The 12,662-nt window shown below is 66.2% G+C and carries 13 protein-coding genes; 10 read left to right on the top strand and 3 right to left on the bottom strand.

Annotated elements, in window-relative coordinates; translation table 11 throughout:
• Position 1 precedes the first annotated feature (1 nt).
• Positions 2–1,381 (top strand): NAD-dependent succinate-semialdehyde dehydrogenase, encoded by a 1,380-nt coding sequence (locus KYN89_RS09420; protein WP_222824797.1) that lies wholly within the window; start codon positions 2–4, stop codon positions 1,379–1,381.
• Between the two features lie 70 nt (positions 1,382–1,451).
• The gene (locus tag KYN89_RS09415; RefSeq protein ID WP_222824796.1) at positions 1,452–2,048 is read left to right on the top strand and encodes a TetR/AcrR family transcriptional regulator; all 597 of its coding nucleotides are present in this window, start codon (positions 1,452–1,454) and stop codon (positions 2,046–2,048) included.
• On the opposite strand, the gene KYN89_RS09410 is transcribed toward KYN89_RS09415, so the two are convergent.
• Entirely contained in the window at positions 2,045–3,028 is a 984-nt protein-coding gene (locus tag KYN89_RS09410; RefSeq protein ID WP_222824795.1) for a hypothetical protein, read from the bottom strand. The two genes, KYN89_RS09415 and KYN89_RS09410, sit on opposite strands and share 4 nt — an antisense overlap.
• Positions 3,029–3,111: 83 nt before the next feature.
• The gene (locus KYN89_RS09405) at positions 3,112–4,161 is read right to left on the bottom strand and encodes a bifunctional transcriptional activator/DNA repair enzyme AdaA (protein WP_222824794.1); all 1,050 of its coding nucleotides are present in this window, start codon (positions 4,159–4,161) and stop codon (positions 3,112–3,114) included.
• 80 nt (positions 4,162–4,241) lie between these two features.
• Between KYN89_RS09405 and KYN89_RS09400 the strand changes: the two genes are divergently transcribed.
• Positions 4,242–5,900, top strand: a complete 1,659-nt coding sequence (locus KYN89_RS09400; protein WP_222824793.1) for a trypsin-like peptidase domain-containing protein — start codon at positions 4,242–4,244, stop codon at positions 5,898–5,900.
• Here KYN89_RS09400 and KYN89_RS09395 read toward each other — a convergent pair.
• Positions 5,897–6,730, bottom strand: a complete 834-nt coding sequence (locus tag KYN89_RS09395; protein ID WP_222824792.1) for a TauD/TfdA dioxygenase family protein — start codon at positions 6,728–6,730, stop codon at positions 5,897–5,899. The genes KYN89_RS09400 and KYN89_RS09395 overlap by 4 nt on opposite strands.
• Before the next feature lie 242 nt (positions 6,731–6,972).
• Between KYN89_RS09395 and KYN89_RS09390 the strand changes: the two genes are divergently transcribed.
• The 7 genes from KYN89_RS09390 to KYN89_RS09360 are packed head-to-tail and all read left to right on the top strand — an operon-like array spanning position 6,973 to position 12,644.
• Positions 6,973–7,527: a F0F1 ATP synthase subunit delta gene (locus KYN89_RS09390; RefSeq protein WP_010234281.1), complete on the top strand. Its 555-nt coding sequence runs from the start codon at positions 6,973–6,975 to the stop codon at positions 7,525–7,527.
• A gap of 43 nt (positions 7,528–7,570) precedes the next feature.
• On the top strand, positions 7,571–9,100 hold the full coding sequence (atpA, locus tag KYN89_RS09385; RefSeq protein WP_010234279.1) for a F0F1 ATP synthase subunit alpha: 1,530 nt from the start codon (positions 7,571–7,573) through the stop codon (positions 9,098–9,100).
• 24 nt (positions 9,101–9,124) lie between these two features.
• Complete coding sequence (locus KYN89_RS09380) at positions 9,125–10,003, top strand: F0F1 ATP synthase subunit gamma (RefSeq protein ID WP_222824791.1); 879 nt, start codon at positions 9,125–9,127, stop codon at positions 10,001–10,003.
• Positions 10,003–10,398 (top strand): hypothetical protein, encoded by a 396-nt coding sequence (locus KYN89_RS09375; protein ID WP_054526213.1) that lies wholly within the window; start codon positions 10,003–10,005, stop codon positions 10,396–10,398. Before KYN89_RS09380 ends, KYN89_RS09375 begins: the two co-directional genes overlap by 1 nt.
• An 18-nt stretch (positions 10,399–10,416) precedes the next feature.
• Complete coding sequence (gene atpD / locus KYN89_RS09370; protein WP_222824790.1) at positions 10,417–11,886, top strand: F0F1 ATP synthase subunit beta; 1,470 nt, start codon at positions 10,417–10,419, stop codon at positions 11,884–11,886.
• A 6-nt stretch (positions 11,887–11,892) separates the two neighbouring features.
• Positions 11,893–12,381 (top strand): hypothetical protein, encoded by a 489-nt coding sequence (locus KYN89_RS09365; RefSeq protein ID WP_222824789.1) that lies wholly within the window; start codon positions 11,893–11,895, stop codon positions 12,379–12,381.
• A 5-nt stretch (positions 12,382–12,386) separates the two neighbouring features.
• On the top strand, positions 12,387–12,644 hold the full coding sequence (locus tag KYN89_RS09360) for an ATP synthase F1 subunit epsilon (protein ID WP_010234269.1): 258 nt from the start codon (positions 12,387–12,389) through the stop codon (positions 12,642–12,644).
• Positions 12,645–12,662 lie beyond the last annotated feature (18 nt).

Below are 12,662 nucleotides of genomic sequence, written 5' to 3'. Positions count from 1 at the left end.
AATGACTGATATTACGACCATCAACCCCGCCACCGGCGAGCAGATCGACAGCTATGCCCACCTCTCGAAGGACGAGGCCTTCGCCAAGGTCGATGCCTGCCATGAGGCTTTCAGCGAGTGGAAGCTGCGCAGCCTCGAAGAGCGCGCCGAGGTGATCAAGGGCCTCGGCAAGGCGCTGCGCGACAACAAGGAAGAGCTGGCCCAGCTGATGACCGCAGAGGTCGGCAAGCTGCTGCGCGACAGCCGCGACGAGGTGGAGCTGTGCGCCGCGATCTGCGACTACACCGCCGCCAACGGCCCCAAGGAACTGGCGGACGAGAAGCGCGACCCGAACAATGCCGGGCGCGGCATCGTCACCTACTCCCCCATCGGCGTGATCTACGGCATCCAGCCGTGGAACTTCCCCGCCTACCAGGTGATCCGCTACGCGATCGCCAACCTGATGACCGGCAATGGCGTGCTGCTGAAGCACGCGGCGAACTGCACCGGCAGCGGGCTCAAGATCGCGGAGATCTTTACCAAGGGCGGCCTGCCCGAAAACCTGTTCACCGTGCTGGTGGTCGACCACGACACGTCGGACGAACTGATCGCGCACGACAAGGTGCGCGGCGTGACGCTCACCGGGTCGGACGGCGCGGGCCAGCACATCGCGGAGGAAGCGGGCAAGGCGCTCAAGAAGACCGTGCTCGAGCTCGGCTCTAACGATGCCTACATGGTGCTGGAGGATGCCGACATCGACAAGGCGGTCGGCATCTGCGCCACCGCGCGCCTCTACAACAACGGCCAGACCTGCATCGCGGGCAAGCGCTTCATCGTGACCGAGAAGGTCTACGACGAATTCGTCGAGAAATACGTCGCGAAGTTCGAGGCGATCAAGACGGGCGATCCGACCTCTGACGATACCGACATGGGCCCGATGGCCCGCGAGGATCTGCGCAAGACGCTGCAGGAACAGGTCGACAAGTCGGTCGAGAAGGGCGCCAAGATCGCCTGCGGCGGCACGATCCCCGACGGCCCCGGCGCCTTCTACCCCGCCACCGTCCTGACCGATGTCGCCCCCGGCCAGCCCGCCTATGACGACGAGCTGTTCGGCCCCGTCGCCAGCGTGATCAAGGCGAAGGACGACGAGGATGCGATGCGGATCGCCAACGACAGCCGCTATGGCCTTGGCGGCGGGATCATGTCGAAGAATGTCGACCGCGCGATCGAGCTTGCCAGCAAGCACTTCGACACCGGCATGGTGTTCATCAACACCTTTGGCCTTGCCGATCCCTCGATGCCGTTCGGCGGGGTCAAGAACTCGGGCTACGGGCGCGAGCATGGCGGCTTCGGCGTGAAGGAATTCGCCAACGCAAAGGCGATCTTCGTCGGCGCGGAGTAAGCACCAACCAACCGCACTCGCGCACCATGCGCGAGCTTGTGATCGGCCATGCGAGACGGTAGCGTTTCGCATGGCCGAAACTTTTGAAAGCACCAAGCCGCGTGGTCGCCCCCGCAGCGAGCAATCGCGCGAGGCAATCCTGATTGCAGCGCTCAAGATTCTGGTCCGCGATGGCTATCAAAAGCTGACCATCGAAGGTGTCGCGCGCGAGGCGGGTACGGGCAAGAGCACGATCTATCGCTGGTGGGACGGGCGCAGCGACCTGGCGATCGACGCGTTCTTTTCCGCGGTCGACGAAACGCTCGACCTGCAGGACACCGGCTCTGCCGAGGCGGATTTCCGCGCGCAGATATTGGGCATGGCGAACCAGCTTCGCGGGCCCACGGGCCGGGCGTTCGCCGCCATGCTGGCCGGTGGGCGCGACAGCCCGGCAGTGGCCAGCGCGGTGCGCAAACGCTGGCTCGACCCGCGCCGCGACTGGGCGCGCAGGCGGATCGCGTGGGCGGCGAAGGCCGGGCAGTTGCATGAAGGCGTGGAGCCTCGCGCCGCACTCGCCCTGCTCTATTCGCCGCTCTATTCGCCGCTGCTGTTCGGCAACGACATTCCGGCGCAAAAGGATCTTGCAGCCTGCGTCGATCTTGCCGCGCAGGCGATCTTCAGGCGCTAGCGCAGCCTGCCGAGCTGTTCGTGGAAGGCAGCCGGATCGTCGAGCTTGAACGCCACCTTGTCGACCAGCCGCTCCCGCCCCAGCGGACCCGACACCCGCATGGGCTCGTGCAGATGGAACACGATGTCCGGCCAGGCGAGCAGCGCCGCGTTGAGCGTGGTTTTCGCCTTCACCTCAGCCGCATCCGAAGGCCCGCGCACTGCGGCGATCCGGTCGAATGGCACCAGCACATCGATGAGAAGCCCCGCACGCACCCGGACGCCCTTGTCCGTCAGCAGAACGGGACGCAGCCAAAGGCTCTTCAAGAGGGCGACGATCCACAGCGCGCCCCAGACGCTGAGCGCCAGCAGCACCCACGCGACCGTCGGGCTCCACAGCATCACCAGCAGGTGGACCACCGAAAGTTCGATCGTCTGCAGGGCCAGCAGCACCCAGATCATCGGCGCCAGATAGCGGTGGTAGGCAAAGCCGATGGCACCCTCGGGCACATCGGCGGGCCTCCGCCAGCTCAGCAGCGCGAGATGGAGCACGCGTGCTTCGGCCAGCGCCAGCGCGACCAGCGGGCGCGGCAGGACCTGCGCCAGCGCGTCCTCCATCGAGCCGCCCCCGCGCCGCACTTGCCATGCCTTCCGCCCTGACCAGCCGAGGTAGGAGAAGATCGTAAGCCCCAGCGCCAGCGGGACGGCAGGCACGCCCATGATGGCATCGCGCACCGGCCCGCGGGGGCCGATCAGCAGCACCAGACTGGCAAGGGCGAAGGCTCCCAACAGCGCTTTCGCACCGGGCCGACGCGCTTCGTGTTTCGCGATCGTGCCCAGCGCGAGCGCATCCGCCACGATCCAGCACAGCAATAAAGCAGCAATGCCGGGATTGGCCGCCGCCCAGCCGCTGGCCGCGAACGCCAAAGCAGCGACGACCGCGAAGGGCGGCGCGAGTGTCGCCAGGGTTCTGCGCGACAGCACGGTGTCGAGGGCGGACATGCAGCTACACTAGGCCGGGGTGCCCGGCCCCGGCAATCGAAAACGGGCCGGCGTACCGGGCGCTGCCCGTTGCGCCGCCTCGCCTACTCCTTGCCGCCCTGCTCCCGCTTCAGCAGCTCTTCCTTGATCGCGGTGCCATAGGCGTAGCCACCGATTCCGCCGTCGCTGCGGATCACCCGGTGGCAGGGGATCAGCACCGCGACATTGTTCGCCCCATTGGCACTGCCTGCCGCGCGCACCGCCTTTGGATTGCCCGCCGCCGCCGCAATCTCGGAATAGCTGCGCGTCTCGCCCGGCGGAATTTCGCGCAAGGCCTTCCAGCAGACTTCCTGAAACGCGGTGCCTGCGACGTCGAGCGGAATGTCCTGCGCGATTCCCGGACGCTCGACCGCAGCGATCACCCGTTCGAGCAAGTCTGAGAACTCAGCGCCTCCCTCGGCCAGTTCGGCCCGTGGGAAGCGGCCGCGCAGATCTTCCTCGCCCTCGTCGAACGAGAGGCGGCATACGCCCTTGTCGGTCGCCGCGACGAGCATCGCGCCCAGCGTGGTCTCGACCACCGCCCAGCGGATCGTCACTCCGCGTCCGCCATTCCTCCATGCGCTCGCACTCATGCCCAGTTTCCCTTCCATCGCGGCGTAGAAGCGGCTCGGCGCCTCGTAGCCCGCATCATAGATCGCATCGGTCACCCGCGCGGCACCGCTCAAGGCGTCTCGCGCGCGTTCTTCCTTCAGCGCGCGCGCATAGGCGGCAGGCGAGAGGCCGGTGGCGCGCTTGAACACGCGGCTGAAATGCGTCGGCGAATAGCCGGTGATCGCGCCCAGTTCGTTCAACGTTGCGCTTTCCCCGCTGCGGATCGAATCGATCGCGGCGCGCACCGCCGCTTCGTCTCGCGATACGTCGTCGGGCAGGCAGCGCTTGCAGGGCCTGAGGCCAGCCGCACGCGCCTGCGCCCCGTCGACGAAGAAGCGCACGTTGGATCGCGCAGGATGGCGTGCGGCGCAGCTGGGCCGACAATAGATACCCGTCGACAGCACGCCGGTGACGAACTGCCCGTCACACGCCCGGTCGCGCCGCATCACGGCGGCCCAGCGCATATCGTCGTCGGCATCGCAGGGGGCGGGTCGGGTCGTCATGGTGAAAGGCCTATACACAATGCGCAGCCACCGCATCCCGAAGCTTGCGGCCAAACCCGCGCGCGGTCAAAAGAGCGCCGATGATGCGAATCCTGATCCTGCTCGCCATGCTGATCGCGCCGCTCGCGATGCCCGCTCCCGCTCATGCCGAGCCTGCGGATATCGACGCCGCCGCGCGCGGTGTGGTGCGGATCGTGATCTTCGCCAGGGGGACCGACAGCCAGGGCGGGGAGTCGCTCTACCCGCTCAGCCATGGGACCGGCTTTGCGGTTTCTCCGCAGCGGATCGTCACCAATGCCCACGTCGTACGTGAGGCGCTGGCGGGAGGGACGCTGGGTGAGGACCGGGTGATCGGCATCATCCCGCCCGATGGTGATGCCTCCGCCTTTGCACGCGTGGTCGCGGTCGATCCGGGGACCGATCTTGCCCTGCTCGCGATCGAGGGATCGCTGCGCCTGCCGCCGCTCACGCTGGTTGGCGGGCGACCGGGGGCAAGCGGCGATTCGGTGACCTCGGTCGGCTATCCGATGAATGTCGACCGCGCGCAGGGTCTTTCCATCGAGGATATCGTCCGCTCGCAGCCGCCGGTAAAAAGCCGCGGCTTCATTTCGGGGGAGCGGCCCAGCCGCCAGTTCGACACGATCCTGCACACCGCACCGATCGCGCGCGGCAATTCGGGCGGCCCGCTGCTCGATACCTGCGGGCGGGTGCTGGGGGTCAATTCCTTCGGCGCGGAAAGCGACGGGACCGATGCCGAGTTCTACTTCGCGGTCTCCAACCGAGAGCTGCTCCCGTTCCTGCGCGCCAACAAGGTCTCTGCCCAGCTCAACGACCTGCCCTGCCGCAGCCTGGCCGAGATCGACGAGGCGGAGCGCGAACGGCGCGCTGCCGCCGCCGACGCGGCGCGCGCGCAGATGGAAGCCCGCTCCGAGGCGGCGAGCGAGCGGCGCTCGCGCCTCCAGCTCGAAGCTGCGCTGGCGGTGCAGGAAGAGCGGGAAGACCGCATTGCGCTGGCGCTGCTCGCCCTGCTCGCAGGGATCGGGCTTGGCGTGCTCGGCTATGCGCTCGCCCAACGGCGTGAGAAGGAACTCGCCGCCGGCGTGGCGGTGACCGAGGATGAGGCTGAGGACGATCCCGAGTGGGACGACGACGCGCGCACCACCCTGCCCCACTGGCTGCCCTATGCCTGCTACGCGGTGGCGGCGGTGCTCGTCTTGACCGCAGCGGCGCTCTATCTGACGCGGCCCGGCCTCGATGCGATCGACCGGCGGGTCGCCGCCGCGCTGGGCGAGGAGACGGGCAGCAACCAGGTCTCCAATGATTCGGCTGCAGCGGCCGCAGGCCATTTCGTGTGCACGCTGGAGCCTTCGCGCAGCCGGGTGACCGGCGATGCCGAGCGTTCGGTCGATCTGCGCTGGTCGGCGCAAGGCTGCGTCAACGGGCGCACGCAATACGGCTTCGCCAGCGGCCAGTGGGCCCGCGTATTCGTGCCCAATGAAGAAGACGTCGTCAGCGTCGCCCGGTACGATCCGCAGACGCGGACCTATCGCGCCGACCGCTACCTGCTGTCGCGCAACGCGATGGCCGCCGCGCGCGAGGCGCGGGGCTCCTACGCAGCGCCTTCGTGCGAGGCGCAGGACGGTGCGGCTCAGCTGGGCCGCCAGCAGGAGGCGGTGCTCTCCGCCTTGCCCAGCCAGCCGAACGAGCGGCTGGTCTATTCCTGCCAGCCGGCAGACTAGGCCGCCAGCGCCTCGCCGGTCAGGGTGATGCGGTGCATCGTGCGCGCATGGCCCTGATAGTCGTTCATCGCCATGTGCCAGGTGGTCCGGTTGTCCCAGATCGCGACCGAGCCCGGCTGCCACTCCACCCGTGCGGTATTGTCTGCCGAAAGGGCGGTGGCGAACAGGCGCTGGAGCAGCGGCATGCTTTCCTCCCGGGTCCGCCCAACGATGTGGGTGGTGAAAGCCGCGTTGACGTAGAGCAGCTTGCGCCCCGTCTGCGGGTGACGGATCGCCACCGGGTGCCTCGCGCCGGTGGTCATCTGCTGACCGCGCAGCGATTCGGCCATGTCGGTCTGCGCGTAATAGCCGTCCGGGCTATAGACGTGGTCGGCGCTGTGAAATGCCTCCAGCCCCTCGATCTCGGCTTTCAGATCGTCGGACAGCGCGTCGTAGGCCGCGCCCATATGCGCGAACAGCGTATCCCCGCCTGTGGGGGGCAGCTCGCGCGCGACCAGGATGGAGCCCATCGCCGGGATCTGGTCGTAGGAATGATCGGTATGCCAGCCGCCGCCGATATTGGTCGTCTGGTCGGCGCGCTTGCCGACCACTGCGATCTCCGGAAAGGCATCGGTCAGCGGGAAGTAATTGTTGATGTCGATCCCGCCCCACGCCCGCGCGAAGGCGATGTGTTCCTGCGGCCCGAAATCCTGATCGCGAAACACAGCCACGCCATGTTCCCACACGGCATTGCGAATCTCGTCCAGCAGCGCGGCGTCACCGGTCGCCTCGGCCAGTTGCACTCCGCGTATTTCCACCCCGCAATGCGGGGCCAGCGCCGTCATCTGCATGATCACCTCCCGATGCCATCTCTCCCGCGCCCGCGCCTTTGTGTACGGGTCGCGGGGCGCAGCCTACGCCTGCCGCACAGCTTTGGGCAAACGAATCCACTCCCCCTCGGCTTGCGCTTCGCAAACCCCGATGCTAGGCGCGCGCCAGCTTCGCCGGGGTGCCCAACCCTATCCATTGGACGCGCCCCGCTTAGGCAGGCTACACACTCGTTTCTTTCCGGACCCGAAGAGGACCCCCAGGCGTGGAGATTTCCGCCGGTATTCAGGCTAGCCTTGCAGGGCGTTACGCAGTCGCGCTGTTCGAGCTCGCTGCCGAAGATGGCGTGGTGAGCGCGGTCGAATCCGATCTCGAGACGCTTTCCGCCGCATTGGCGGAATCGTCGGAGCTCGCTTCGCTGATCACCAACCCCCAGCTCGGCCGCACCGCCAAGGCAGGCGCGATCGAACAGGTCGCCAAGCTGCTCGAGCTCAACACGCTGACGCGCCGCTTCCTCGGCGTGCTGGCGGAGAATCGCCGGCTGGCGGAACTTCCGCGCATGATTCGCGCCTTCCGCGACATCGCCGCCGCCCAGCGCGGCGAAGTGAGCGCGGACGTGATCAGCGCGCACCCGCTGACCGAAGACCAGCTCTCCACGCTGAAGGCGAAGCTGACCGCGCGCGAAGGCCGCACGGTCAAGCTGACCAGCAGCGTCGACCCCGATATGCTCGGTGGCCTCATCGTCACCATCGGCTCCAAGCGGATCGACGGATCGATCCGCACCCGTCTCAACGCGCTTACGCAGGCAATGAAAGGCTGACAGCGACCTCCTTCGGGAGGGCTGTCGATGAAAGGCTCAGGCAATGGATATTCGCGCCGCTGAAATCAGCAAGGTCATCAAGGACCAGATCGCAAACTTCGATTCGCAAGCGCAGGAAAGCGAAGTCGGCACCGTGCTTTCCGTCGGTGACGGGATCGCCCGCATCCACGGGCTGGACAAGGTCCAGGCCGGCGAAATGGTCGAGTTCAACGGCGGCGTGAAGGGCATGGCCCTGAACCTCGAAGCCGACAATGTCGGCGTCGTGATCTTCGGCTCGGACACCAACATCAAGGAAGGCGACACCGTTCGCCGGACCGAAACCATCGTCGACGTGCCCGTGGGCAAGGCCCTGCTGGGCCGCGTGGTCGACGCGCTGGGCAACCCGATCGACGGCAAGGGCCCGATCGCCACGACCGAGCGCCGCCTGGTCGAACAGAAGGCCCCGGGCATTATCCCGCGTCAGGGCGTGCACGAGCCGGTGCAGTCGGGCCTCAAGGCGATCGACGCGCTCGTCCCCGTCGGCCGCGGCCAGCGCGAGCTGATCATCGGCGACCGTCAGACCGGCAAGTCCGCCGTCGCGATCGACACCTTCATCAACCAGCGCGATGCGCACAAGGGCGATGACGAGAACGAGAAGCTGTACTGCATCTACGTCGCGGTCGGCCAGAAGCGCTCGACCGTCGCGCAGATCGTCAAGCAGCTCGAAGAAAACGGCGCGATGGAATACACCATCGTGGTCGCCGCGACCGCATCGGAGCCCGCTCCGCTGCAGTATCTCGCGCCCTATACCGGCGCCGCGATGGGCGAATTCTTCCGCGACAACGGCATGCACGCCGTGATCGTGTATGACGACCTTTCCAAGCAGGCCGTTGCCTACCGCCAGATGTCGCTGCTGCTGCGCCGTCCTCCGGGCCGCGAAGCCTATCCGGGCGACGTGTTCTACCTCCACAGCCGCCTGCTCGAACGTGCGGCGAAGATGAGCGACGAACAGGGCGCCGGTTCGCTGACCGCGCTGCCGATCATCGAAACGCAGGCGGGCGACGTGTCAGCCTACATTCCGACCAACGTGATCTCGATCACCGACGGCCAGATCTTCCTCGAAACCGACCTGTTCTTCCAGGGCATCCGCCCGGCGATCAACGTCGGCCTGTCGGTCAGCCGCGTGGGCGGTGCCGCACAGACCAAGGCGATGAAGAAGGTTGCTGGTTCGATCAAGCTGGAGCTGGCGCAGTATCGCGAAATGGCGGCCTTCGCGCAGTTCGGTTCGGACCTCGACGCCTCCACGCAGAAGCTGCTCAACCGCGGTGCGCGCCTGACCGAGCTGCTCAAGCAGCCGCAGTTCAGCCCCATGCCGTTCGAAGAGCAGACCGTGTCGATCTTCGCGGGCACCAACGGCTATCTCGACTCCGTCGCGACCGACCGGGTGACCGAATACGAAACGCAGATGCTCAGCTTCATGCGCCACGAACATGCGGACATCCTGAAGGACATCCGCGAAACCAAGAAGTTCGAAGGCGAGATCAAGGACCGCACGGTGGCCGCGCTCGACGCGTTCGCCAAGCAGTTCGCCTGAAGCCCAGCGAGATAGGGAGCCACGATGGCTAACCTCAAAGAACTCAAGGGCCGGATCAAGTCGGTCAGGTCGACGCAGAAGATCACCAAGGCCAAGCAGATGGTTGCGGCGGCCAAGCTGCGCCGTGCGCAGGAGGCTGCCGAAGAGGCACGCCCCTACGCCGAGCGGCTGAACGCGGTGATGGCCAGCTTGGCCGCCAAGGTTGGCGATTCGGCGGCGGCCCCCAAGCTGCTGACCGGCACCGGGAGCGACCAGCGCCACCTGCTGGTGGTGGTCAACACCGACAAAGGCCTGTGCGGCGGCCTCAACGCCAACATCGTCAAGGAAGCGCTGCGCAAGGCCGCCGCGCTCCGTGAAGCTGGCAAGACGGTCGAATTCTATCTCGTCGGCAAGAAGGGCCGCGCCCCGATCAAGCGGGCCAATGCCAGCGCGATTGCCAAGCACTTCGATACCTCCGACGTGCGCACCCCCGGCTTCAACGAGGCGGAAGCGATCGCGAACGAGCTGCTCGAAATGTTCGAGGACGGCGCGTTCGACGTCGCGCATCTGATCTATCCGATCTTCAAGTCCGCGCTCGCGCAGAACCCGACCGTGCAGCAGTTGATCCCGGTCCCCGCACCCGAAGCGGGCGACGTGCCCAAGGCGGATGCGGTGGTCGAATACGAGCCGGGCGAAGAGGAAATCCTCGAAGCCCTGCTGCCGCGCTACGTCCGCACCCAGCTGTTCGCCGCGCTGCTCGAACGCGAAGCGTCGGAACAGGGTGCATCGATGACCGCGATGGACAACGCAACGCGCAATGCGGGCGACCTGATCAAGAACCTCAACATCGAGTACAACCGCCAGCGTCAGGCTGCGATCACCACCGAGCTGATCGAAATCATCGCAGGCGCGGAGGCACTGTAATGCTGGGCCGCTCCATCATCCTCGCATCGCTGTTCGCGCTCGCCGCCTGCGCCGAGCCGGTGGATGATGACGCCACCACCGATACGGCCGACATCGAGGCCGCGCCGGTGGTCGAACAGAGCCCGGCAGCGCCCGAACCGGTCGGCGCGACCGCCGAGCTGGAAGCGGACGAAAACGTGCCCTCGCTCGCCGAGGTGCAGGTCGCACTGCAGCAGTGCGTCAAGGATCGCAAGGTTCTGGACGCGCAGTGCGAGGCGACCGGCGAAGGCACGGAATTCACCTGTACCTATTCGCTCGACGGCGACACGCCCGAAACCGAACGCGAGGCCATGATCGCCGCCGATGGCGCGAGCTATGTCCTCATCGATATTCCCGAAGACTGCCAGCAGCTGTAAACCGCTAGGATAAACACAATGGCCACCGCCGCAAAAACCACCACCAAGCCCAACCTTACCGGTAACGGCACGATCGCGCAGGTGATCGGTGCCGTCGTCGACGTGCATTTCGAAGGCGAACTGCCCGCGATCCTGACCGCGCTGGAAACCAAGAACGGCGATTCGACGCTGGTTCTGGAAGTCGCGCAGCACCTGGGCGAAAACACCGTGCGGACCATCGCGATGGACGGCACCGACGGCCTGACCCGCGGGCAGGAAGTCACCAATACCGGCGCACAGATTTCCGTGCCGGTCGGCCCCAAGACGCTGGGCCGGATCATGAACGTGATCGGCGAAGCGATCGACGAGCGTGGCCCCATCGGCGCGGAAAAGACCGCCCCGATCCACGCCGAAGCCCCCGAATTCGTCGACCAGTCGACCGAATCGAGCATTCTCGTCACCGGCATCAAGGTCATCGACCTGCTCGCGCCTTACGCGAAGGGCGGCAAGATCGGCCTGTTCGGCGGCGCGGGCGTCGGCAAGACCGTGCTGATCCAGGAACTGATCAACAACATCGCGAAGGGCCACGGCGGCGTGTCCGTGTTCGCGGGCGTGGGTGAACGGACCCGCGAAGGTAACGACCTGTACCACGAATTCCTCGACGCAGGCGTCATCGCCAAGGACGCCGACGGCAACGCGACCTCGGAAGGCTCCAAGGTTGCGCTCGTCTTCGGCCAGATGAACGAGCCTCCCGGTGCGCGTGCGCGCGTGGCGCTGTCGGGCCTGACCATGGCGGAATATTTCCGCGATGAAGAAGGCCAGGACGTGCTGTTCTTCGTCGATAACATCTTCCGCTTCACGCAGGCGGGTTCGGAAGTGTCCGCGCTGCTGGGCCGTATTCCCTCGGCCGTGGGCTACCAGCCCACGCTGGCGACCGACATGGGTAACCTGCAGGAACGCATTACCTCGACCAATAAGGGCTCGATCACCTCGGTGCAGGCCATCTACGTGCCCGCCGACGACCTTACAGACCCTGCGCCTGCCACCTCGTTCGCCCACTTGGATGCAACGACCACGCTGAACCGCGCGATTTCGGAGCTGGGCATCTACCCGGCGGTCGACCCGCTCGACTCCACCAGCCGCGTGCTCGAACCGCGCGTCGTGGGCGAAGAGCACTACGAGACCGCTCGCAAGGTTCAGGAAACGCTGCAGAAGTACAAGTCGCTGCAGGACATCATCGCGATTCTGGGCATGGACGAGCTTTCGGAAGAAGATAAGCTGACCGTCGCCCGCGCGCGCAAGATCCAGCGCTTCCTCAGCCAGCCGTTCCACGTGGCCGAGGTGTTCACCAACATCCCGGGCCAGTTCGTGCAGCTCGAAGACACCGTGAAGAGCTTCAAGGCGGTGGTCGACGGCGAATATGACCACCTGCCCGAAGCCGCCTTCTACATGGTCGGCGGGATCGATCAGGCGGTCGAGAAGGCCAAGAAGATGGCCGAGGACGCTTAAGCGACCATGGCTGATGGGCAGCAGGTGAGTGCGCCGACCGGCGTCGACCTGCTGCTCCGCCGGCTATTGCAGCTTGGCATAGCGGACTTTCTGCTGATCTCCGCCTTCGACATCCATCGCTGGCGGCGCGACAACTGGCAGGAATTCGACGAAATGTTCCGGATCGCAGCGCGGATGGTGTTCGATCAGCCCGCGCAGCCGGTCTGGCTCTATGCCTTCGCCTTCCCGTTCGTCGCGATCAATTTCGGCTGCATGGTCCATTGGCTGCGCGGCAAGCGCGTTCCGATCATGCTGCCGCTGTTCGTGATCAGCGCGATCGCCATCGCCGCAATGCCGCTGGCCGCGTGGCAGATGGTCGTCTACCGGATGATCTGGCCCGACATCCTGAGTTTTGTCGGCTATATGATCGGCGGCGGAATAGCGATTATCATCGGGCTGCGGCTCGACAGCACATCACAGGCCGCGGCGACCCTGCGGCCCGACACGGAGACCTGAAGATTATGCCCCTCCACTTCGAACTGGTGACCCCCGCCCGCCACGTGCGCAGCGACGACGTGCACATGGTCGTCGTGCCCGGGACCGAGGGTGAATTCGGCGTTCTGGAAGGCCACGCGCCCTTCATGTCGACGATTCGCGACGGCGCGCTGCAGATCTTCAAGACCGCCGGTGCCAGCCCCGAGACGATCGAAGTGCGCGGCGGCTTCGCCGAAGTGGGCGAGAACGGGCTGACCATCCTCGCCGAGCACGTCGAAGGCTGATTTCCCGGCGGGGCCTCC

Source organism: Alteriqipengyuania abyssalis (assembly GCF_019857185.1).
GTDB classification, from domain to species: domain Bacteria; phylum Pseudomonadota; class Alphaproteobacteria; order Sphingomonadales; family Sphingomonadaceae; genus Alteriqipengyuania; species Alteriqipengyuania abyssalis.
This window is presented reverse-complemented; position numbering and strand designations above follow the sequence as displayed.

Coding starts and splice junctions, on each gene's coding strand:
- KYN89_RS09420 (WP_222824797.1), top strand. CDS start 2: ATGACTGATATTACGACCATCAACCCCGCCACCGGCGAGCAGATCGAC.
- KYN89_RS09415 (WP_222824796.1), top strand. CDS start 1,452: ATGGCCGAAACTTTTGAAAGCACCAAGCCGCGTGGTCGCCCCCGCAGC.
- KYN89_RS09410 (WP_222824795.1), bottom strand. CDS start 3,028: ATGTCCGCCCTCGACACCGTGCTGTCGCGCAGAACCCTGGCGACACTC.
- KYN89_RS09405 (WP_222824794.1), bottom strand. CDS start 4,161: ATGACGACCCGACCCGCCCCCTGCGATGCCGACGACGATATGCGCTGG.
- KYN89_RS09400 (WP_222824793.1), top strand. CDS start 4,242: ATGATGCGAATCCTGATCCTGCTCGCCATGCTGATCGCGCCGCTCGCG.
- KYN89_RS09395 (WP_222824792.1), bottom strand. CDS start 6,730: ATGCAGATGACGGCGCTGGCCCCGCATTGCGGGGTGGAAATACGCGGA.
- atpA (WP_010234279.1), top strand. CDS start 7,571: ATGGATATTCGCGCCGCTGAAATCAGCAAGGTCATCAAGGACCAGATC.
- KYN89_RS09380 (WP_222824791.1), top strand. CDS start 9,125: ATGGCTAACCTCAAAGAACTCAAGGGCCGGATCAAGTCGGTCAGGTCG.
- KYN89_RS09375 (WP_054526213.1), top strand. CDS start 10,003: ATGCTGGGCCGCTCCATCATCCTCGCATCGCTGTTCGCGCTCGCCGCC.
- atpD (WP_222824790.1), top strand. CDS start 10,417: ATGGCCACCGCCGCAAAAACCACCACCAAGCCCAACCTTACCGGTAAC.
- KYN89_RS09365 (WP_222824789.1), top strand. CDS start 11,893: ATGGCTGATGGGCAGCAGGTGAGTGCGCCGACCGGCGTCGACCTGCTG.
- KYN89_RS09360 (WP_010234269.1), top strand. CDS start 12,387: ATGCCCCTCCACTTCGAACTGGTGACCCCCGCCCGCCACGTGCGCAGC.